The sequence below is a fragment of the Paenibacillus sp. S-12 genome, assembly GCF_030363895.1.
Classification (GTDB): domain Bacteria; phylum Bacillota; class Bacilli; order Paenibacillales; family Paenibacillaceae; genus Paenibacillus_B; species Paenibacillus_B alvei.
Genome location: NZ_JASIUF010000004.1, coordinates 79,732 through 102,627, shown reverse-complemented (window position 1 = coordinate 102,627; position 22,896 = coordinate 79,732). Strand labels below are relative to the sequence as shown.

The 22,896-nt window shown below is 47.4% G+C and carries 22 protein-coding genes and 1 other annotated feature; of the genes, 2 read left to right on the top strand and 20 right to left on the bottom strand.

Annotation, left to right across the window (positions count from 1 at the left end; genetic code table 11):
- Positions 1-221 precede the first annotated feature (221 nt).
- On the top strand, positions 222-1,094 hold the full coding sequence (locus NO352_RS02745; protein ID WP_289354865.1) for an aldo/keto reductase: 873 nt from the start codon (positions 222-224) through the stop codon (positions 1,092-1,094).
- A 75-nt stretch (positions 1,095-1,169) separates the two neighbouring features.
- Here NO352_RS02745 and obgE read toward each other — a convergent pair whose 3' ends face one another.
- The 17 genes from obgE to NO352_RS02660 all read right to left on the bottom strand — a co-directional run bounded on the left by obgE (position 1,170) and on the right by NO352_RS02660 (position 16,838).
- The gene (gene obgE, locus NO352_RS02740; protein ID WP_005547389.1) at positions 1,170-2,486 is read right to left on the bottom strand and encodes a GTPase ObgE; all 1,317 of its coding nucleotides are present in this window, start codon (positions 2,484-2,486) and stop codon (positions 1,170-1,172) included.
- Between the two features lie 12 nt (positions 2,487-2,498).
- Positions 2,499-3,254, bottom strand: coding sequence for a Spo0B domain-containing protein (locus NO352_RS02735; protein WP_005547388.1), 756 nt, complete (start codon positions 3,252-3,254; stop codon positions 2,499-2,501).
- 371 nt (positions 3,255-3,625) lie between these two features.
- Complete coding sequence (gene rpmA, locus NO352_RS02730; protein ID WP_005547387.1) at positions 3,626-3,937, bottom strand: 50S ribosomal protein L27; 312 nt, start codon at positions 3,935-3,937, stop codon at positions 3,626-3,628.
- A 22-nt stretch (positions 3,938-3,959) separates the two neighbouring features.
- Complete coding sequence (locus NO352_RS02725; RefSeq protein WP_005547386.1) at positions 3,960-4,286, bottom strand: ribosomal-processing cysteine protease Prp; 327 nt, start codon at positions 4,284-4,286, stop codon at positions 3,960-3,962.
- Between the two features lie 11 nt (positions 4,287-4,297).
- Entirely contained in the window at positions 4,298-4,609 is a 312-nt protein-coding gene (gene rplU / locus NO352_RS02720; protein WP_005547385.1) for a 50S ribosomal protein L21, read from the bottom strand.
- 13 nt (positions 4,610-4,622) lie between these two features.
- Positions 4,623-4,702, bottom strand: a sequence feature (ribosomal protein L21 leader region).
- A gap of 53 nt (positions 4,703-4,755) precedes the next feature.
- Positions 4,756-6,021 carry an Rne/Rng family ribonuclease gene (locus NO352_RS02715; protein WP_268599230.1) on the bottom strand — a complete coding sequence of 422 codons (1,266 nt, stop codon included), beginning with the start codon at positions 6,019-6,021 and terminating at the stop codon, positions 4,756-4,758.
- 164 nt (positions 6,022-6,185) lie between these two features.
- Positions 6,186-7,055 carry a site-2 protease family protein gene (locus NO352_RS02710; RefSeq protein ID WP_005547382.1) on the bottom strand — a complete coding sequence of 290 codons (870 nt, stop codon included), beginning with the start codon at positions 7,053-7,055 and terminating at the stop codon, positions 6,186-6,188.
- Positions 7,048-7,980 (bottom strand): M23 family metallopeptidase, encoded by a 933-nt coding sequence (locus NO352_RS02705; protein ID WP_289354864.1) that lies wholly within the window; start codon positions 7,978-7,980, stop codon positions 7,048-7,050. Before NO352_RS02705 ends, NO352_RS02710 begins: the two co-directional genes overlap by 8 nt.
- A gap of 223 nt (positions 7,981-8,203) precedes the next feature.
- The gene (locus NO352_RS02700) at positions 8,204-9,361 is read right to left on the bottom strand and encodes an FtsW/RodA/SpoVE family cell cycle protein (protein ID WP_005547378.1); all 1,158 of its coding nucleotides are present in this window, start codon (positions 9,359-9,361) and stop codon (positions 8,204-8,206) included.
- A gap of 7 nt (positions 9,362-9,368) precedes the next feature.
- Complete coding sequence (minD, locus tag NO352_RS02695; RefSeq protein ID WP_005547377.1) at positions 9,369-10,166, bottom strand: septum site-determining protein MinD; 798 nt, start codon at positions 10,164-10,166, stop codon at positions 9,369-9,371.
- 4 nt (positions 10,167-10,170) lie between these two features.
- Entirely contained in the window at positions 10,171-10,827 is a 657-nt protein-coding gene (gene minC, locus NO352_RS02690; protein WP_040736033.1) for a septum site-determining protein MinC, read from the bottom strand.
- Between the two features lie 227 nt (positions 10,828-11,054).
- Entirely contained in the window at positions 11,055-11,582 is a 528-nt protein-coding gene (mreD, locus tag NO352_RS02685; protein WP_005547373.1) for a rod shape-determining protein MreD, read from the bottom strand.
- Entirely contained in the window at positions 11,579-12,481 is a 903-nt protein-coding gene (gene mreC, locus NO352_RS02680) for a rod shape-determining protein MreC (RefSeq protein ID WP_040735979.1), read from the bottom strand. The genes mreD and mreC overlap by 4 nt, the downstream gene beginning before the upstream one ends.
- A 187-nt stretch (positions 12,482-12,668) precedes the next feature.
- Positions 12,669-13,703, bottom strand: coding sequence for a rod shape-determining protein (locus NO352_RS02675; protein ID WP_005547368.1), 1,035 nt, complete (start codon positions 13,701-13,703; stop codon positions 12,669-12,671).
- A 43-nt stretch (positions 13,704-13,746) separates the two neighbouring features.
- A complete protein-coding gene (gene radC, locus NO352_RS02670) occupies positions 13,747-14,433 on the bottom strand; it encodes a RadC family protein (RefSeq protein ID WP_005547366.1) in 687 nt (228 codons plus the stop codon).
- Between the two features lie 170 nt (positions 14,434-14,603).
- The gene (locus NO352_RS02665; RefSeq protein ID WP_005547364.1) at positions 14,604-15,212 is read right to left on the bottom strand and encodes a Maf family protein; all 609 of its coding nucleotides are present in this window, start codon (positions 15,210-15,212) and stop codon (positions 14,604-14,606) included.
- Positions 15,213-15,476: 264 nt separating this feature from the next.
- Positions 15,477-16,838, bottom strand: a complete 1,362-nt coding sequence (locus NO352_RS02660; protein WP_289354863.1) for an SPOR domain-containing protein — start codon at positions 16,836-16,838, stop codon at positions 15,477-15,479.
- Between the two features lie 183 nt (positions 16,839-17,021).
- Between NO352_RS02660 and NO352_RS02655 the strand changes: the two genes are divergently transcribed.
- Positions 17,022-17,258 (top strand): hypothetical protein, encoded by a 237-nt coding sequence (locus tag NO352_RS02655; protein ID WP_005547360.1) that lies wholly within the window; start codon positions 17,022-17,024, stop codon positions 17,256-17,258.
- Positions 17,259-17,382: 124 nt separating this feature from the next.
- Here the strand turns inward: NO352_RS02655 and murC are convergent, their stop codons facing one another.
- From murC to NO352_RS02640, 3 genes are all read right to left on the bottom strand, one after another.
- A complete protein-coding gene (gene murC, locus NO352_RS02650; protein ID WP_268621075.1) occupies positions 17,383-18,750 on the bottom strand; it encodes a UDP-N-acetylmuramate--L-alanine ligase in 1,368 nt (455 codons plus the stop codon).
- A 7-nt stretch (positions 18,751-18,757) separates the two neighbouring features.
- Positions 18,758-20,137, bottom strand: a complete 1,380-nt coding sequence (locus NO352_RS02645) for a bifunctional folylpolyglutamate synthase/dihydrofolate synthase (protein WP_289354862.1) — start codon at positions 20,135-20,137, stop codon at positions 18,758-18,760.
- A 92-nt stretch (positions 20,138-20,229) separates the two neighbouring features.
- Positions 20,230-22,866: a valine--tRNA ligase gene (locus tag NO352_RS02640; RefSeq protein WP_197266668.1), complete on the bottom strand. Its 2,637-nt coding sequence runs from the start codon at positions 22,864-22,866 to the stop codon at positions 20,230-20,232.
- Positions 22,867-22,896: the final 30 nt, after the last annotated feature.

Genomic DNA, 22,896 nt, shown 5'->3' with positions numbered 1-22,896 from the left:
AGGCTATCTATAAAAATCGCTTATTCATGCAACTTGCTGTTCTAAAAAGTTGAATACATTATACATGATTATCCCTATCGTTTTCCTAGTTTTTTTCTAAAAATAAAATCTCGCTGATAAAACACGAAACCTTTCTCTCGCATTACAGTATCACCTTACAATCAGTGAAAATAAGCGCTTGCCTGCTGCATCCAACGATTTTTTGGGAGGTAGAATTTTTCATGATACAAACATGGCTTGGCAATTCTAATACGAAGGTATCTAAACTAGGTCTGGGATGCGCTCCCTTATCCGTCTCCGGCAGACCTGACAGGTCACAAGCAATTGCTGTCATTCAAGCTGCATTCGAAAGCGGTATTTCGCTATTTGACACGGCAAATACATACTGCCTCGATGAACACGATCTCGGTCACAATGAGCACTTGCTGCAAGAAGCGCTGTCCGGCTATTCGAGTGATGATTATCTGATTATAACGAAAGGGGGCTTGGCTCGTCCGAACGGTACATGGATTTGTGACGGCAAGCCCCACTCACTTCGAGCAGCATGCGAACACAGCCTGCGCACCTTACAGCGAGAATACCATCCTATGTATATCCTGCATGCCCCAGATCCTGATGTCCCGTTCGAGGAATCAGTAGGTGAATTAATCCGGCTGCAAAATGAAGGAAAAATTCTTCATTTGGGCTTGTCCAACGTCTCTGTCGTTCAGTGCCAACAAGCGCTTAATATGACTACAATTTCGTGCATCCAGAACAGACTCCATCTATATGACAGACATTCAGATGATGTGCTTCGATGGTGTGAGCAGCACAACATATCCTTTATTGCTTACAGCCCATTCGGTGGATCCGAACGTTCCAGCCATTTGCAATCTGATCCTATATTGACTGAACTTGCCCACAAATATTCAGTAAGTCCTTATCAAATCGTAATTGCTTGGCTGCTTGCTCTCTCTCCTAATCTCTTGCCGATCCCGGCAGCCACGAAACCCGCCTCCATCGAAGACAGTACACGCGGCATCGATCTTCTGCTGGACGCGGCCGATATATCGCTTCTAACGAATCTTGCTTCGTCGAGCAAACATTCCATTTGATCAAGAATATGGCACAAATAAAAAACGCCAGACCCAATATAGGATCTGGCGTTCCATCGTTGATACAGTAGGCAATCAATAGTAGCTGCTGCCTTCGACAAATTCAAACTCAAAGTCAGCAATGCGCACAATCGTTCCATCCGTTGCGCCGCGCTTCCGCAGCGCTTCGTCGATTCCCATATGGCGAAGCGTACGTGCAAAACGCAAAATAGCATCATGCGAGTTCATTTGCATACGCTTCAGCATATTTTCAACCGCTTCGCTTTCGACAACAAATGTATCGTTCTCGCGACGAATTGTAAATTCTGAATCGTGTTTCGTTTTCTCAAAGCGGTAAATTTTACGTTCTTCAACCTCTGCAACTTCTTCTACTTCAGGCGCCTCAGGCAAAGCTTCAAGCATATCCATTGCTTTATAAAGCAGCTCTTGAATCCCTTGGCGTGTAAGTGAAGAGATTGGCATAATTTCGATATCGCTTCCCGTCATCTCACGAACTTTCTCACGGAATATTGCCAAGTTCTCTTCCGCTTCGGGCATATCCATTTTATTGGCTGCAATGATTTGAGGTCGCTCGGCCAACTTCTCGTTGTACAGCTTCAATTCCTCGTTTATCTTCACCCAGTCGTCAAATGGCTCTCGCCCCTCAGTGCCAGCCATATCAACGACATGGATAATGATACGGGTACGCTCAACGTGACGAAGGAATTCATGACCTAGTCCAATCCCCGTATGAGCACCTTCGATCAATCCTGGAAGATCGGCCATTACGAAACTGCGTCCTTCTCCAACATCGACCATCCCTAAGTTCGGTGTAATTGTCGTAAAATGATACGCGCCAATCTTCGGCTGTGCCGAAGACACAACGGAAAGGAGCGTCGACTTGCCAACACTCGGGAATCCGACTAAGCCTACATCAGCCATAACCTTCAGCTCAAGAATAACCCAGCGCTCTTGTCCTTCTTCTCCACGTTCAGCAAGCTCTGGCGCAGGATTATTTGCTGTCGCAAAACGAATGTTACCCCGGCCTCCTCGACCGCCCTTCGCGATAACAACTTCTTGCCCTTGACGTGTCAGGTCTGCAATAACTTCCTTCGTATCGTCATCGATGACTACTGTTCCAGGCGGAACGCGGACAATCATATCCTCGGCATTCGCCCCATGCCGGCTCTTATTCCGGCCCTTCTCACCACGGTCAGCCTTAAAATGCTTCTGATAACGGAAATCTACAAGCGTACGCAACCCTTCATCAACACGGAAAATAACGTCGCCGCCATTTCCTCCGTCACCGCCAGCGGGTCCACCCATTGGCACATATTTTTCCCTGCGGTACGAGACGATTCCATCGCCTCCGTCGCCGCCTTTTACATAAATCCTCGTCTTATCTACAAACATGCTGTCACCTCATTATGCACTGCATGGCACGACTATATGGTAGGCATCCTGCCCATCATGTTGATTCGCCGACAACTGCTCCAGCCGCACGCCGCGTTCCATCGCAATTCGTCTCAGCTTCTCGGCCACTTCGCCCGGCCGAAGCAGTTTACCCTCTAATTGATATTGAATGTTAAGTTGGTTCGGTTCACACCATATCGCAAGCTGCAGCGGACAATAAGCATCCCCCTGCTCCTTGGATGCGAAGCGGAACGTGTGAACTGACTCCACAATCATATTCGTCAAGCGGACGGCATCCACCGTCAGGTTCAATCGGTCGAGTTCAAGCGGCTCTGGAATTATTACCTTAAGCGGCATCGTACCTCCAGAGGTACGGTGCTGCATTAAAAACATAATAAGTTCCGGAAGACCAAGCTTGGCAATACGGCTTTCCTCCGCCATTCTTTCCTTTATTGTTTCCACGCAGTCCGGTAATTTATCGTATTTTTTCAAACGAACATATCCATACAGAAGCTGCAAGTCATTCATCCAATCATGACGCTGATGATTCATTAATTGAATTGCGGATAATTGGGCGTCTTGAAGCATTTCTTCACTTCGTCGCTTCAGTTGTCGCGAGAACAGCCAAAATGCTGCGCCAATACTGGCAGCCATAACGAATGTGAGTCCAATACGCCATCCGATGTGCATATTGCAACCAATGATCGCTGTTGCGCTAACTGCAGCGACAGCAAAACAACAGCCGATCCATAAGCTTGTCCTATTCATCCCTTCGCTCCCCGATACTCACACATTTCCAGTTATGTACAAACTCCCCGAATTTCAGTATATCATGTGCCTGAAATCGCGTCCAAACAAAATCATACTAAGAATTAAAGGATTTACATAAATCATTCCAAATCTCAATAGAATTTAGAAAGCATGCGGACCGCTTGAAGTGCGGTAATATGCGGGAAATCGTAAGCAGGTTAAAAAGGAAATACTGAGGCGCAACCTCTAACGAGACAGCCCTCAGCTGTGTAACTACAGTTTTGAACGAGCTGCCATAATTACAAGGAAAGCTCTTTGTATGACTGAGGAATCTCGTCACTCTTATCATTAAAAAAACCCTCGGCTCAAGCCGAGGGTTTTCAGTCGTCTTAGTTCTCCACAGCTGCTGCAACTGGTGCAGCTTCAACCGGGTAGACGCTCGCTTTTTTGCGATCGCGGCCCCAACGTTCGAACTTAACAACGCCGTCCACTTTTGCGAACAGAGTGTCGTCCTTACCGATGCCCACGTTGTTACCTGGGTGAATTTTCGTACCACGTTGACGCACCAAAATGCTGCCAGCAGTAACTACTTGACCGTCGGAGCGCTTCACACCAAGACGGCGACCGATACTGTCACGGCCGTTCTTTGTGGAACCTACCCCTTTTTTGGATGCGAACAACTGAAGGTTCAGTTTCAACATTATAGTCTACCTCCTTGCTCACTTAATTGTCTTCTATTTGAAGATACGAATCGTATGAAGTTTCGATCGTGTACAAACTGACGATCATCGACTCCAACAGCAATTGAACCTTAGCTTCGATATCAGGCTGTCCAATGTGCGGAACACGTCCGCTCAAAAAGCCATCCTTCATCTCGCAATCAAGCTCAATGCCTGTCAATGCTTCAATGGCGTTCACCACGCCCACCGATACCGAAGAGACTCCCGCACATACGATATCCTCTCCGTGGCGAGCATAATTCGCATGTCCTTCAATGGAGAAACTCTCGATTGAACGATCCGGCTTGCGCCGTATAGTAATGCGAATCATATGGCACCCTCTTACGCCTGAATGTTCTCAATCGTCACTTTTGTATATGGTTGACGATGACCTTGCTTACGACGGTAGTTCTTTTTCGCTTTGTACTTGTACACGACAATTTTCGCGCCTTTTCCATGCTTTTCAACTTTCGCCGTAACAGTAGCACCGGATACTACCGGAGTACCTGTGACCAAACCGTTGTCCTTGGATACTGCCAATACACGGTCAAATGTCACGCTTTCGCCTTCAGCAGCGTTCAGCTTCTCGATGTACAATACATCACCTGCTTGAACTTTGTACTGCTTGCCACCTGTTTCGATAATTGCGTACATTGTGTTGCACCTCCTCATGTCTCAGACTCGCCTAAATCAGGTGGTAAAGCATGGCTTCACTCTTATACCTGTCTGGAGCGGTTACAGCATGTGCAGCACTAGACTTTACACATACCCGTAGATCTTAGCATAGTTCGTCATAAAAATCAACGTATAAATTCCGTTCCCCGTTCGGAAAGAGAAGAGGGAACTACCCCGCTCCCCTCGCACTCGGGACAAGTGTGGAACAATTGATGCATAACCTGTGCACGAACTTTTTTTCGTGTCAGTTCCATCAGACCAAGCTTCGTCCAGCCAACAACCAGACACTTAGTGCGATCCTTCCGCATCATCGTCTCTAATCGTTCTACAACACGTACTCGATGTTCTTCCGTTTCCATATCGATGAAATCAACAATGATAATGCCGCCGATATCGCGAAGACGAATAAGACGCGCAATCTCTTCCGCCGCCTCCAGATTCGTTAAAAATACGGTTTCTTCCAAATCGCTTGTTCCCGTATATTTTCCCGTGTTCACATCAATAACAGTCAGCGCTTCCGTTTGATCCCATACAAGATACCCTCCGCTTTGCAGCCATGTCTTGCGCTGAAAGGCCTTGTCCAGTTGATCTTTAACCCGGTAACGAGTAAATAGCGGCTCGCTGTCCTTATATACGTGAATTCGATTTTCCAAATCAGGGGCAAACGAACGAACAAACGACTGAACCTTTTTCAATTGGCGGACATCATCAATGAGCAGCTGATCAACCTCGCGCGAGAATGCATCACGAACAAGCCGTTCCACCATGCTTAAGTCACGGTGCAGCAAAGTGGGAGCCTGAGCCTCCTTGGCACGTATACCGATATCCCCCCACAGCTTGCGAAGTGATTCAATATCCCCCTCGAGCGTCTCAGTTGATTCGCCTTGAGCAACGGTACGAATGATCATTCCCTCTTCGTCTTGGCGAAGCTGGTCAGCAAGCTGTTTCAAACGACTGCGTTCCGATTCTTGCTCAATTTTCTTAGATACACCGATATAATCAGCATATGGCATAAACACCGAATATCTGCCAGGCAGCGAATAGTGCGTCGTAACACGAGCGCCTTTGCTGCCTAACGGATCCTTCATTACTTGCACGATAAGCTCCTGTCCGACACGCAGCAGGCTTGTTATCGGCGGTTTTTGCTTAGGTTGTTTCTCCAAATGAGGATGCAAACAATCATCGACATATAAAAATGCATTCTTCTTCTGTCCGATGTCCACGAACGCAGCCTGCATTCCAGGAAGCACATTCACTACTCTCCCCTTATATAAACTGCCGACCAGCGTTGTGCCAGTTGCACGTTCGACTGCAAATTCGACGAGCCGACCATGTTCAAGCAACGCCATCTGCGTCACCTGTTCCTCACAGTGAACAATCATCTGATTCATGGTATCACCTCTACTACAGCGCGTCATCATCCATTGTAACATGAAGCAGGATACGGTGAACATGCCGGTTTATGGAACAGACCAGAAAAAATCTTTTTCGATCCTCAATTTAATTCTATAAGCTTGGTAAAGCAGTAAACTAAGCCAAAACCGCACACCTTGGTTCACTCCTTTATACTATTGCGAGGCGGCGGCTCTTCAAAAAAAGCATCGATTAGCTGCTGCTCTGGCATTATCCGTACAATTCGCCCTTCATCGCCTACTACGTATATAAAATGATAATCATCTCTTCGGAACAGACGCACAATTCGTGATAACGAGCGTCCGCCTTCTGTTACAATCGGGCGCCCTAATGTCACCGCCCGTTCCCACTCTCGCAATCTTGTTGGGCGATGCATAAGGAAGCGTACGAAGCGAAAAGGGATATTTCGATGCTCCTCCCAGTTGGTCCAAATCAAAAATAACGCCATCATCATGAGATTAAGATTCAGCTTGCCGCCTGTCAGTAACGGATACATGCTGTATAACAACATGATCACACTACAGCCAAGACTGATCCGGGCACCAATCAACAGTGTTCGATGGTAACTCATCCATAGTGAGTACGCAGCTTGCATCATTCTGCCGCCATCAAGCGGGAGGATCGGCAGCAAATTGAACAATCCAATAAAAGCATTCGCCTGAATAAATCCATCTGCCCATTCCGGGCTGCACCACCCCATCGTTTTCAAATACAACGCAATGAGTATCATGAGTCCGTTCTGCACGGGGCCAGCTATCGCTACTACCCACTCTTGCCATGCAGGAGACAGGGCCCCATCCTCGGTCTCTGCCATCCCCCCGAATGGAAGCAGCTTAACCTCAGTGATGCTCCAGCCAAATGCTTTGGCGCAAGCAACATGTCCTAATTCATGAATAAAAACAATTGCAAATAAGGTAAGCAGTTCGTACATATAACCTGTAACAGCAGCTGCAGCCATGAGAATGATGAATAATGGATGAAGCGAATAGGTGGTTCCACCCCATTTAATCAAGTCGTATCACATCCGTCGGGTCAATATATACTCCGCGCTGCTGCATGGCAAAGGTAAGCACGGGATTAGTGCCTATCCCTGCAGACTTTCCATTGCCCTGAATCGTGCCTATGGTCGCACCAGACTCAAGCCAGTCATCTACTTGAACCGAGCTGGATGAAAGTCCACCATATACCGACACTAGACCATCAGCATGCTGAACGACTACCGTGATGCCGTTCTTCTCATCTGTTGTTACTTGTTCAATTTTACCAGTAGCGATATTCTGAACTTCGATCGCTGTACCATTAGAATCATCAGGTTCAATAGCGACGCTCCTTAAATTCATAGCAAAAGGTTGCACAATCTGCCCCTTAATCGGAGGCGGATAGGAATGAGCGGCCTGTACAGTCTTCGTAGATTCCTTATCTTGTGGAAACAAAGGGATGAATACAGGTGTTCCAGCAAAGGTTCGTTCATACCAGGCCGCAATCGGCCGCATATCCATTTCGTCATGGAGAGACGATTGTATCCAGGCCCGTATTGGTGCATTCCACTCAGCCGGGAAGGATGTAATTCCGTAAGCAGCAGCGAACAACAGAATAGATACAAGAAGTCTGGAACGCCAAGAACGCCACACACTGCCTCCCCTTGAAGGAGGTTCCTCCCATCCATAACGCTCATTCCATTGTGTTCGGTTCAGCTTCCACTGCTGCTCAGGGTCATATTGAGACATCCGGCTCGATTCGTAGTCCTCGAGCTGTTCTATGTTTTTATTGTCAACCGTTGCGGAGGGATAGCTCAACACCACTTCAGGGTGAACAAAGGCAGGCGGAGACGATATTCCATCCACATCTTCCACCGCATGCGACTTGCGTTTTACTTCTTCAGCAATTAGAATGTCTCGGATTCGCTCCTGTCTTCGACGTCGAATGTCCTCTTTCATGCTTGTCTCATCCCTTCTTAACCCAATTCATCAGCAAGTATGCAAGTTTTAACCGACTTAATGAGGTGCTTATCCCATATGTATGACAAGCCCGCAGCATATATGAACAGCGAACTAGAGAACAAGCGGTTGTACGAAAAAGCGGCAGCACGTCCGTTATGGACATGCTGCCGCCGCAGCTGCAATCTGTGTATAGTAAGACCTTGGCTCAAGCCAGACCTAATTAAGGCTCTATTTGATATTTTTCCTGATAGATGTGTATGCTCATGACCAGTCCAATACAAATCATATTTAAGAGGAGCGATGTACCGCCATAACTGATGAATGGCAATGTAATCCCGGTAATTGGCATCAAGCCAATCATCATCCCTATATTCTCGAAAATTTGGAACACGAACATCGACACGATACCGATAATCATGTAGGATCCCCGCAGGTCATAGCACTGGAAGGCAATGAGAATCATCCTGTAAATCATCAGAAAGTATAACAGCAGCAGTAGGGCTGAGCCCTGGAAACCGAATTCTTCGCCAATTACGACGAATATAGCATCCGAGTACGTATAGGGTATGAAGCTGCGCTGCTTCAGCTCGCCCTTCAAATACCCGTCGCCGCTTAGGCCGCCAGAGCCGATGGCAATCATCGCATAGTTGGACTGATGCTTCGCATCATCCGTTGCATCGTCTGGGTTAATAAACGTATTAATCCGTTCATACCAATGTTTCTTCTCGAGCTTGTAGACGAAGAAATCCTTCACTTCTTTGTTGAAGGTCGTAAACGAAGCATACACTGCTCCCCCTAAGACAGCCACACAAATGAGGGCCACAAGAACATGCCGGTATTTAACAGCTCCGATCCACAGCATCCCAATTAGAATAACGATATATATAATGGCGTTACCGAGGTCAGGCTGAATAACAACCAGTCCAAATGGAAGTAGCGTTATAAGTCCGATTGGAAGCAAATCCTTCGTAAACGTTAGCGGATCTCCGTCCCTTCTCCCTAGCAATTGCGCGAGCGCGAAGATGAGCGTAATTTTCGCAAGCTCAGCAGGCTGGAAGGTCTGCCCTCCGGGGAGCTTATACCAGCCAACAGCACCGTTTATATTCGCCCCAAAGAAAAACACGCCTACGAGAAGCACGATTGTGATTCCCATCGAAATGGGCCAGCTTTTTAATAACAGCCGATAATCGAACAGTGCTACAGCAAACATAAGGATGAAGCCGATCACATAAAATATGATCGTTTTCATCATCATGGAGGTATCACTAAACGTCGCATCTCCATGCGTTGCACTCAAGATGACCAGTGGGCTGAATATTGAAAACACGAGCAAAATACTGACTATTATCCAATCAATTCGTTTCAGCTTGTTCAGCACTGATTAATCATCCCATTCCAAAAAACTTCTTCACGCGGTTCAGCACGCCCTTCTTCTGCTCAAGCGGCATAAGCGGCACTGTATCCCCTAGGATGCGGCGCGCGATATTGCGATAAGCCACAGCAGCAGGAGCATCCGGATTCATGACCGTAGGCTCCCCAGAGTTAGCGGCTTTAATAACCAATTCATCATCAGGAACCACGCCGAGCAGATCGATATTGAGCACTTGCAAAATATCGTCCAACTCGAGCATTCCGCCATCCTTCTTCATCATATTGGCACGAACCCGGTTTACAATCAGCTTCGGCGAGGAGACTTCGGAATTCTCCAGAAGCCCAATAATTCGATCAGCATCACGAACTGCTGCATTCTCAGGTGTCGTAACGACGATAGCATGATCTGCGCCGGCAATTGCATTTTTAAACCCTTGCTCAATACCTGCCGGACAGTCAATGATAATATATTCGAAGTCCTTTTTTAACTCCAGAACGATATCCTTAACCTGCTCTGGCGACACTGCCAGCTTGTCCTTTGTCTGTGCTGCAGGCAGCATATACAATTCATCAAACCGCTTGTCCTTGACAAGCGCTTGATTCAAGCGGCAACGGCCATCCGCAACATCGCAAATATCATAGATGATACGATTTTCAAGCCCCATCACGACGTCTAGGTTGCGAAGACCGATATCTGTATCGATCATACACACCTTTTTGCCGAGCAAAGCAAGCGCGGTACCAATATTCGCGGATGTCGTCGTCTTACCGACGCCGCCTTTGCCCGAAGTGACGACGATTGCCTCTCCCATCCTCCTACACTCCTTTGAACATATTGATGTCCTTGCGAACGCGATGAAGCTGCGAGATTTTATCAATTTGCATGACATTGTCATGCACATAAGCAAACTCCATATGCGATTGAGTAACCCCCCATTCATCCGGCGGTCTGCTAATGATTTCACCTATGCGCAATTGCGTCGGTGCAAATAACGAGGCCGCGATGACAGCGGAAAGTTCTCCTTCTACTCCTGCATGAACCGTTCCACGCAGTGCCCCCAGGACAAATACATCGCCTGTGCATACAATTATTCCGCTAGGGTTGACATCCCCTAAAAACAATAAATTTCCTTCGTGACGCAGCACCTGTCCGGAACGTACCATACCGGTTCTCGTTTCGATATGATACCCCTTCTGCTCCGCCTTCTTATCCACAATAGATTCAATCGAACGTACGAGTAAATTCCCTTGCTGCCGCAGCACGCCCAGCACTTCTGTCTTCTGCTCGTCTGTCACAGCACGGGCTCCTAACTTGACATCGACATAAACAATTGGCCCGTCGAAAAAATGCGGTGTATGTTCAAGCTTGTCGCGCAATTCACCCAACAAGACTGTAAATTCACACTTATCGTCAAGCAGGAACACTAGGCCGTCCTTCGTGCCTTTAATCGTTACCAGTGGCTTGGCCGTCATGAAAGGTCCCTCCCCAATTTTATCTTTTTCGAGATGGAAGAGGAAAGTTCCTGCAATACCGTGTTGAAACATAAGAAATTCCCTCATAATTGTCTGTTTCTTCGAACGGGCTTTGTTTTATGAGAGTTGCTTTGTTACAAGCACATGTATTACGTATTCAACATACAATTTCTGATACAGGATCATAAAAAGGCACAAGCCGTCTGGAAACAATTCCAAGACGGCTATCACCCCTGTTCATCTTCGGTAGATTTCTTCCCAGATAAATGGTCGAACCATCTTCGCATCGGAACATATATGGCCAACGAAAATATAAGCTGCACAATCAGGCTCGGAATCATAAAATCGAATATTGCATATTCGAACGTCATTCCATGCAAGCCAAACAGCCGGTAGGCCGCATATAGCATCGTCTGATAGGCAAAGGTGCCGAATACTGAAATGATCATCATCGAAATCATGGCTGTGTGGCGGGACGCAAAAAGCAATCCCGTCAAATATCCGAGCAGCCCCATGCTAAATGTATGCGGGCCCAGCATATGTCCATAATATACAATATCCTGCAGAAACCCGAATCCCAATCCCATCATCAATGCAGCATGCCGATGATGATATACGGCATGATACAGGATTACGATGAATACCAACTGCGGCACAATCCGTCCTTGCCATGCATCTGGAATTAATACAGGCAGCAGCGATCCTTCCATCAGGAAGAGAATGAACATGAATACGATCATCCAGTTTCGATTCATTGCTGCGCCTCTTTCCCAGTCTCATTCATATCTGGTGTGATGACAATGAACAGCTCACGCCAGTCGCGATAAGTTGCAGCAGGCTTAACAGTTGCGGAATGCGTTAACCCAATATCCCCTACTTGCCGTGATACAACTTGCCCAAGAACGAGACCTTTCGGGAATGAACCTCCAAGGCCAGACGATACAATTGTATCCCCCTCCTCCAGTTCATCATCCTCTTGAATACGTGTCATTAAGAACGTACCGCTACTATGATCATAAGACTCAATTATGCCGAAAGACTTGTTTTCCTTGCCGAGCACAGTAGCCGAAATCGCAGGTGAATTCGGATCCTTCTCATCCATATTCGTCAGCAGCTGAACAGTTGAGGAGAATTCGAATACACGGCTCACAATCCCCACTACACCTTCCGTCGAAATGACAGGCATCCCTTGACGCACACCATTTTTTGAACCAAGGTTCAAGTTCAGCGTCTGGTTGAACGGATCCGCTACATTAATCGACGTCACCTGTGCAATGCGGTACTTGTAAGGCAAATTCATTTGCTTCTGCCGCTCTGTAAAGTTCAGATCGTCCTGAAGCCGTTTATTTTCCGCTGCAATCGAATTGTAGTAAGCTTTATCCCGTGTATATTGTGCGAGCATCGTCTTCAACTGCACGTTTTCTTCATGCAGGTCTTTCAGATTGCCAATATCTCTCACGAAATTCGATACATAAGAAGCTGGCCGATAGAAAATTTGCTGCACAAAGGTTACGGTGTCATGTACAAACTTCTCTGGCCATGTAAGATTCAGTCGTCCGCCTAACGTAAACCCCATCAACGCAATAAATAAAATAAGGCCGAACAACATCAAAAATAAACGTTTGTTCCCCAAAAGCTTAAACAGAATTAACACCTTCTCATCGTAAAGAGGTACTCGTTCCCTCAGAAAAGAGGTTGCTCATGATGCCCGCTTGCCATCATCCAGTCGTTCCCGCAAGCATCATGCCAGCATGAAGCTTGGCAGCAACCCTTAGCGATAACAATGCCCGCGTCGGTGGAACGAATCGACGCGGGTATCAGACTACCTCATGGGCGTATTCTTATCGTTTGGAACGAAGTGCTGAACTGCTGCGTCCCTTGAACAAATGAATATTGTCAAGCGCGCGTCCAGTACCAATCGCTACGCAATCTAGCGGGTTCTCTGCCACGATGACCGGCATTCCAGTTTCACGAGCCAACAGCTTGTCTAGATTGCGGAGCAAGGCGCCGCCGCCAGTCAGAACAATACCGCGATCCATAATATCAGCTGCCAATTCAGGAGGACATTTCTCCAACGTTACCTTAACAGCTTCCACAATTGAGCTCACTGTATCTGCCAATGCATCTGTAATTTCGTTCGAGGAAATCGTTAGTGGCTTCGGAAGACCTGTCAACAAGTCGCGGCCGCGAATTTCCATCTTTTCTTCTTCATCAAGTCCCATAGCAGAACCGATATCCATCTTCAACTGTTCTGCCGTACGCTCACCAATCATCAAATTGTATTGGCGCTTAATGAATTGAATAATTGCTTCGTCCATTTCATCGCCTGCAACGCGAACGGAACGGCATGTCACAATACCCCCGAGGGAAATAACAGCTACCTCAGTCGTACCGCCACCAATATCAACAACCATGCTTCCTGTCGGTTCCCATACAGGCAGATCAGCACCGATAGCGGCCGCAAACGGCTCTTCAATCGTATAAGCTTCTCTAGCTCCCGCTTGCTTCGTAGCGTCTTCAACCGCACGCTGTTCTACGGCCGTGATGCCGGAAGGCACGCATACCATTACGTTCGGATGGCGCGGGAACAGCGAACGCTGCTTCTGAGCTTGCCGAATGAAATATTTTATCATTGTCGCAGTTGTGTCAAAGTCTGCAATGACTCCGTCTTTCATTGGACGGATTGCACGGATATTCCCCGGTGTACGTCCAATCATATTTTTCGCGGCTTCACCTACCGCCTCGATCGTCTTCGAATCTGTGCGGATTGCTACCACAGACGGTTCACGCACAACGACACCTTTTCCGCGTACATAGACCAATGTATTTGCAGTTCCCAAGTCAATTCCTAAATCTTTCGTAAAGCCACCCAACATGATGTTAATCTCCTTTTTATAACCTTCAATCTCAATCATTATATTACATGAGCCCGCGTTCCTTCAAACTCACATATTGGTTATCGCCAATAACCAAATGGTCCAGCAGTTCGATGCCAACAATCTCCCCAGCCTCCATGAGCCGCCTTGTAAGGGCAACATCCTCCGGGCTTGGTGTTGGATCTCCACTCGGGTGATTGTGAGCACATATGATGGAAGCCGCACCGCACTTCAGAGCGGCTTTAAACACTTCGCGGGGATGTACCAAAGAGGCATCCAGGATGCCGATCGAAATCGTTTCCTGAGCTATAATTCGATTCTTCGTATTCAAAAACAAACAAATAAAATGTTCCTTGTCATAGTATCGCATAGATTCCATCAGCAAATCAGCAGCATCTTGCGGCTGTCGTATCTGCAGGGCATCTTCCAGACAAGAGCGCGACATACGGCGTCCTAATTCTAATCCGGCCTTCAATTGCAGCGCCTTAGCGTCCCCTATACCACGAATTGCAGTCAATTCCGTGATAGACATATCATGCAAATGCCGCAGTTGACCTACCTGATTCAATATTCGCTGCGCCAACGTAATAGCAGACTCGTTCCTTGTACCTGTACGCAGTAATATAGCAAGTAATTCAGCATGGCTTATCGATTCTGCCCCATATTGCATCATGCGCTCTCTCGGACGTTCTTCATGGGGAAGATCGCGTAGAAGTGGACTATGTCCCATTCTTACAACCCCCTATAGTCGATTGTCCGGTCGCCATCATGCGCCGACGAGGCATATCATTGTCGGCATCCGCTGTTCATTTGGACCGTCTTGTAATCATCATTTCACATTCATTACCCAATTGCAATCCATGCTTACCATGCCGCTTTCAATTGCATTTCAGCTCGCCGCTACGGAACAATGATGTCGAACGTCGCCAGCATATCGCTGACGAGCGACAACGGCAATCCAACTACATTGAAATAACAGCCATCGATGTGCGTAACGAGCGTAGAGCCAATTCCTTGAATCCCATAGGCCCCGGCCTTGTCCATTGGCTCGCCTGTTGCAACATAGCGACGTATTTGCTCTTCTGTCCATGGCTTCATATGGACGGTTGTAACCCCATGCGCAACCTCAGTATGCTTTCCTGCTGCGTCGATCATTGCTACACCAGTATAGACCTTGTGAGCATTTCCTTGCAGCGAGGTCAACATTTGAACCGCATCTTCTTCATTTATAGGCTTGCCCAGTACCTTGCCATCCAGCACTACAATAGTGTCTGAACCGATAACAATACCACCCTCACCTGCTGCTCTGCGAATATCAGCTACTGCCCTCGCCTTGCGCAGCGCCAACGTTTCAACAATGCAATCTGGCGGCATATCAGCGGCTACCGTTTCATCAGCATCGCTTGGATGCACCACATAAGGAAGACCGAGTGATCGGACAAGCTCCTGTCTCCGTGGAGAGGAGGAAGCCATAACGATAGTTGGTCTCTCGAATTTTGATTTACTCATTTTCGAAGTCGCTCCTCGCCATTTTTTGACACTGTTCTATTATACGCGGAACTGACTGTCGAAACAAACATTCAAATGATGATCTTTGTAATAAATAGATGAACAATTTATGGTAATTCAACCAACACCCCCAATTTCCATCCGTTCGTCTCTCCCTTTCACTATTCCGATACGAATACAAGTTCTGTTATAGAAAAAAAACAAAGTCCATTACCGGACTCTGTCCATATGAGCAATCTAATGTGTCCGCTTCTGCTTCGCGTTTTAAACCTTCATCGTTTCTAGCCAAGCCGCCTCCGCATTGCGATAATGCATAACAGCCTGCTGAATGCTCCACAAATGCGAGGATGAAGGCTGCTTATTATATTCATTCACCGCGCTGATAGCCGTGTTCATGCTCTGAACCAGTTCTGTCCATGAAGTCTTGGATTGATCAGGGATCCCCTTTTGTACAGCGCTCATTTGCTGTGTCCACTTCTGGTGATCCTTTCTTAGCTGTTCCGTGATCTCTTGAGAGAATGCTTCTGTATTTGCCTTTTCTAAATAAACGATTGATTGCGTCATTAGCCAATCATTCACAACATCACTTTGACCAAGGAACTGCTCAACGGAGGCAGAATCGCCTTGAAATGCCAGCTTGGCAATGGCGGGCCGATTCAATGTCCGTACATATAACTCCATCTGTTTGTTTTTCAGCAGCGAACTTAATCCCATCGCATCCTCCTTCGAAGTTGCTATCGCTGCATAGACGCGATGCTGATCAGACTTCTCCGCCATCGCAGCCATACCGAGTTCCCTTAGCTCAGACGCTGCTTTCTGAGCCCCTTCTTCCTGCGCGAACACACCGTATTGCAGCATGTAAAATACTTTTTCCGGTATATTTACATCCGTTACATACAAGCCTGTAGCGGTGGCAGCCGAGCCTCCTCCACTCGCAGCAGACGACGGCTTGCTTGTTGTATCTCCTGCCTTCACCTTACTCTGTTCATTAGTTGCCGTTCCATGAGCGGAGGACTCGCCGCCTTTCCCTTGTTTATCGTTGGCGAATACGGGAATAGCATTGTTTGGATTCGGCATCGACACTTCTCCCTTGAACAAGGACAAAGCAAGAAAGCCGAATAAAGCACCTGTAGCAAGCGCTCCTGCAACCGATGCTACGACTCTCCATACCGGGGGCTTGCGAGAGCGTGTATGAACTCCATTCCATAGCAATTCCCCTTGATCGCTTAACGAACCGGAAGCAGGATCCTCTATAGAGGAGGAAAGAGAGTAACCGTTTTTCGGAATTTCATATCCAGGCTGATGATCCGTCTCACGAATCCATCTCTCTACTCGTTCATGCTCGTTCTCTACGGGTTCATGTATTGGTTTAACTGGAAGAATATCACTTTCGGCCTTCTCTATATGTCGGTTCTCCACCGTAATTGCCTCACTGTATTCCTCGTGTTCTGCCTGGCCTGTCCGGTCAGGCTCTATGCTATTCACAATCGTACCATCAGACAGCTCCTCCCAGTCCGTAAGACGCTCACTCTTCTTGTTCGTCTCCATCCCTTGGCGTTCAAGCTTATCCTTACCTTGATTGGAATCATCGAATCGAAATGTCATTTTCGCTCTCATGTTACTCATTACCGAACACCTACCTTGTCCTATTGGTTATTAGTAGATTTATGCTAGATTGCATTCCAATAGAACCGAACTCACAAATTAATTGCTAGAAAAAACACTTAATATATCATGCCGCAAGAGTCTTATCGCATCTCATAACTCTAGCATAGGATACAGAAGAAAGAACAAAGGAGGTGTAGTGGAGTGAAAAAAGCTAGAATTCAAAATTTTGGGTTGTCTCCTATCGAGGTTCGTCGATTTGTTAGACGAAATGTTGGTCGTCTCGTAGTTGTCGTTCTATGTTCAGGCGAAGTGTTGGTAGGTAGAATCATTTTTGCAGGTATTTTCTCCTTCCGCTTACGAATACGCCGCCGCGGAATCTCTATCATACGACGGATTCGATATGATGATGTACGTGCGATCAAACGTGTTTTCTGTTAAGCTCAATGCGTCAAACGGATAAACAAAAAGATCGAGTTAGAGGATCTGCATCCGAACTCGATCTTTTCTATACAATCATGTAATACAGACTTTATTGACCTTAGGAGTATTCCTTGCCAAGCTGCTATTTTAGCACCTCAACCAATCCACGCGCCGTCTTCCAAATATCGCCCGCTCCCATTGTGATGACCAGATCACCAGGTTTTACGATCGATTTCAGACGCTCCAACGCATCACTCTTATCCGCAATATACTGCGCATTGCGATTACTATTCTCACGAATGCGTTCAACCAGCTTCGAAGAGTGCACTCCTTCGATCGGCTTCTCTCCAGCTGGAGAATAAATATCTGTCAAAATCAACTCATCCGCACCAGCGAATGCGCGGCTGAATTGATCGAACAGGAAATAAGTTCGAGAATATCGCTGCGGCTGGAATACCGCAACAATGCGGCGGTTTGTTGCTTTGGCAGCTGATAGAGTTGCTTCGATCTCTGTCGGATGATGTGCATAGTCATCTACAACCAGTACGCCCTGCTCTTCACCGATGACTTGGAAACGACGTTTCGCCCCAATAAAGTCCACAATGGCTGCCGCTGCCTGCTCGAATGGAATTCCAGTACGCATAGCAACAATAATAGTAGCCATTGCATTCAATACATTATGCGTACCCGGAATAGATAGTTGAACCGAACCAAGCGCCTTGCCTTGATGATTCATCGTAAAGGTCATGCCGCGATCTTCCGCGATAATCTCTGTAGCTGTATAATCAGCCGCTTGCTCAATGCCGTATGTCACAACACCTGCACCCAAGCTCGGAAGCATAGATCCGACAATTGGATCATCTGCACACAATACAGAGCATCCATCCGCGCTTACTTGAGACAGAAACTGTACATAAGCCTCTTTCAAGCGTTCGAAATCTCCGCCATAATTCTCTAAATGATCGGCTTCAATATTGAGTACAACCGCGATATGAGGGTGATAATTCAAGAAGGAGCCATCACTCTCATCCGCTTCCGCAACTACATACTCGCTGTTACCTGCTTGGGCATTCGTCCCTAGGTTCGTCACTTCGCCGCCGATGATATAAGTCGGATCCACACCACAGCGCTCCATAACAAACGCGATCATCGAAGAAGTCGTTGTCTTTCCGTGAGCGCCTGCTACAGCAATGCCTTTCTTCGCATTCAGTAAGCGTGCCAGCATTTGTGAGCGGTGAATAACTGGAATACCCTGCTGTTCAGCTGCAACCCGTTCCACATTGTCCTTCGGACAAGCTGTAGAATATACCACTGTATCTGCGTTCTGAACATAGGCTGGGTCATGCCCGATATGTACAGTCGCCCCTTTTTTGCGTAACTTTTCCGTCAAATCCTGTTCGGCCACATCGGACCCCGTGACGGTGTACCCCATTTCCAGCATGACACGAGCGATGGCGCTCATCCCATAGCCCCCGATGCCGATAAAATGAATATGTTCCGTCGTATTCAAAACGAACTCACCAACCCTTTTCAGATTCGGTCCGATGCAGAACGAAAGAACGAACGTCTGCAATCAGATATAAAGTCCCCGTAACTACTGCTAAATCTCCTGGTACTGTCATCGCCTGGAGCTGTTCCAAAGCTTTATGCCAGTTAGGCTCTACAAGGATAGTCGGACGATTCGTATTGTCTCCCATCACCTGCTCGGCAATATCTCGTAAGCTTTCCGCTTCCATCTTCTTGCGGAAATCAGGTTCTGTAAAAATAACGGTATTAGCTAAAGGTAGTATATGTCGCAGAACATCGTGATGATGCTTTGTCGACAGCATCCCCATCATAATATGAAGCCCTTTGTACTGGTACGTATCCCGCAGCGCTTGTGCAAGCGTCGCAGCCCCTTCCGGGTTATGCGCACCATCGAGCAGCAAGCGAGGTTCCTTGCATACCATTTCTAATCGTCCTGGCCACGCAGCACGCTTCAGTCCATCTCGCGTAGTTGTATCTTCCAAAATGAAAGCCATATATTGTCGCAGCACTTCAAGCGCCATCAATGAGGCAGCCGCATTCTTCAATTGATGAGCCCCGTTCATCGTAAGTGACATTTCTTCCATCGTTCGGAATGGGCCAAAGAATGTGAAGTTCTGTTCATTTTCAACCGCATTGAGCAGTTCCACTCGGAACTGTTCGTTCATGACATACAGAGTAGATTGATTCTTGGCCGCAGCCTGCTTAATGACCTCCAGCGCCTCTGGTTGCTCTACTGTCGTCACAGCTGGAACTCCAGACTTAATGATGCCCGCTTTCTCGAAAGCAATCTGCTCGATAGTATCCCCCAGTATGTCCATATGATCATGACCGATATTCGTGATAATGGATACGATTGGAGTCACGATATTTGTTACGTCAAGTCGTCCGCCAAGCCCGGTTTCCCATACAACAACATCCGGGAACGTCACTGTCGCATAGTACATAATGGCGAGCGTAGTAGATACTTCAAACGTCGTCGGCGATCCTAGCGGCGTTTGCGCGATTTCATCCACCAACGGCTTCAGTTTGTTCACAAGTTGAAGCAGCGTTTCTTCAGGAATGTCCTCGTTATTGTATTTTAAACGATTCGTATACTTCTCAATATAAGGAGAAGTAAAGGTACCGACATCATACCCGTTAGCAAGTAAAACACTCGTTAACATCGCACAAGTCGAGCCTTTGCCATTCGTGCCCGCGACATGAATGAATTTTAATCGACGGTGTGGAGAACCTAACCGCTCCATCATCAATTCTACCCGATCCAAGCCCGGACGGATTCCAAACGGAATTAATGAATTGATCCAATCAATTGCGTCTTCTACCCGAACAAAAGGAAAATCGGTTGCTTCCGTCTCATTTGTCTCCGACATGATCCTCATCCTTTATCAGATGTCATTAAACGGCCGAACCGGCAAGGAGCAATGCCCAAACCCGGATCGGCCATACATATCGCACAGGTTGTTTACGCTTCTGTTAATTCTGTAATACGCGCCAATACTTTGTCTCTCTTCTCGCTGTAATCACGCTGCTTGGCACGCTCTTCCTCGATGACCGAAGCAGGAGCCTTCGCGATGAAGCCTTGATTAGCAAGCTTCTTATCGACACGTTCAACTTCTTTGTTCAGATGCTCGACTTCTTTCTGAAGACGGGCAATTTCTTGTTCAATGTCAAGAAGGCCAGCAAGCGGCAAATACAGCTCAGCTCCAGTAACAATGGCAGTCATTGCCTTGTTCGGCGCACCAGCCTCTATGCTTACCTCCAGCTTGGATGTACCACAGAAACGCTCTACGAACTCTAGGTTATTCGTAATGTTCGCTTCGATCGTGCGATCAGCCGGCTTCACAATCAGCTCTACCTTCTTACTCATTGGCACATTCACTTCAGCACGAATATTGCGCACTGCACGGATCATATCCATAAGAAGCATCATCTCGCGGACTGCTTCAGGCGCTTCGAATTCGGCATGGTATACAGGCCATTCCGCAAGCGTTATCGTTTCGCCGGAGTGCGGCAAGTGCTGCCAAATCTCTTCTGAGATGTATGGCATGAATGGATGAATCATGCGCATTGTACGGTCAAGCACATAGGCAAGGACAGATTGCGTCTTTTTCTTCGCTTGCTCATTCGAGCCATACAAGCTGAGCTTCGCAAATTCAATATACCAGTCACACAGATCGTCCCAAATGAAGTTATTGAGCACACGGCCTGTTTCGCCGAACTCGTATGCATCCATGAGGCGCGTAATTTCACGAGCCGTCTCGTTCATACGGTGAAGGATCCAGCGATCCGCTGTGCCCAATTCGCCTGTAATGTCGATATCCTCATAGGTCACGCCCTGCAAATTCATTAAAGCGAAGCGCGATGCATTCCAAATCTTATTCGCAAAGTTGCGCGCCTGCTCGACACGTTCCCAACGGAAACGCAAATCTTGCCCTGGCGTACTGCTTGTGGAAATCATGAAGCGCATTGCATCGGCACCGTACTTCTCGATAACTTCAAGCGGATCGACGCCATTGCCAAGCGATTTGGACATTTTTTTGCCATCAGCATCACGCACCAAGCCGTGCATCAGAACGTCCTTGAACGGAATTTCATCTGTAAATTCCAGTGCCGTAAAGATCATGCGGGACACCCAGAAGTAAATGATGTCATAGCCTGTAACGAGCACGTTCGTTGGATAGTAGCGCTTCAGATCTTCCGTCTGATCCGGCCAGCCAAGCGTAGAGAACGGCCACAACGCAGAACTGAACCATGTATCGAGTACATCTTCATCCTGCTTCAAATGGCTGCTTCCGCACGATGTACATGCAGTTGCATCTTCTTCTGCAACATGAATGTGTCCGCAATCCTCACAATACCAAGCAGGAATGCGATGGCCCCACCACAGCTGACGAGAAATACACCAGTCGCGCACATTCTCGATCCAATGCAAATACGTCTTCTCAAAGCGTTCCGGCACGAAATTAACGCCTTTGCCCGTTTTTTGCGCTTCGATTGCGCGCTCTGCGAGCGGCTTCATTTTCACGAACCATTGTGTTGACAAATACGGCTCTACAACTGCGCCACTGCGCTCGCTGTGTCCAACCTGATGGACATGATCCTCAATTTTGATCAACACACCTTGTTCTTGTAAGTCCTTCACGATCTGTTTCCGGCAATCCGCACGATCCATTCCTTGATATTGACCAGCCAGCTCATTCATTTTGCCGGACTCATCCATTACCGTTATTTGCGGCAATTGATGGCGAAGTCCCATTTCGAAGTCATTCGGATCATGGGCTGGTGTAATTTTAACCGCACCGCTTCCGAAGTCTTTATCTACATATTCGTCTGCAATTACAGGAATCTCACGGCCTACAATCGGCAGCACCAACATTTTTCCAATCATATGTTGGTAACGCTCATCCTTTGGATGAACCGCTACTGCTGTATCGCCGAGCATAGTCTCTGGGCGAGTTGTTGCAACAGTAATTGAGCCGCTGCCGTCTTTGAGTGGATACTGCAGATGATATAGATGCCCCTGCACTTCCTTGTACTCAACCTCAATGTCGGACAATGCCGTGCGCGCTGCCGGATCCCAGTTAATAATATATTTACCGCGGTAAATGAGCCCTTTCTCATACAGCTTCACAAATACTTGGCGAACCGCACGGGACAGACCTTCATCCAACGTAAAGCGCTCACGGGAGAAGTCCAAGGACAGCCCCATCTTCGCCCATTGTTCGCGGATCGTATTCGCATATTGCTCCTTCCAATCCCATACACGTTCCAGGAACGCTTCACGCCCCAAATCATAGCGTGTTACTCCTTCTTCGCGCAGCTTCTGCTCTACTTTCGTCTGCGTTGCAATACCAGCATGGTCAGAGCCTGGAAGCCACAGCGCATCATATCCCTGCATCCGCTTGAAGCGAATAAGAATATCCTGCAATGTAAAGTCAAGCGCGTGACCAATATGAAGCATGCCGGTAACGTTTGGAGGCGGAATCACGATCGTGAACGGTTCAGCATCCTTGCGAACACCTGCTTTAAAATACTCGCCTTTCATCCAGAAATCATACCATTTCTGCTCCGCTGCCTTCGGATCGTACGTCGTTGGCATGGACAGTTGCTCTTGATTCTCTGTCAATCA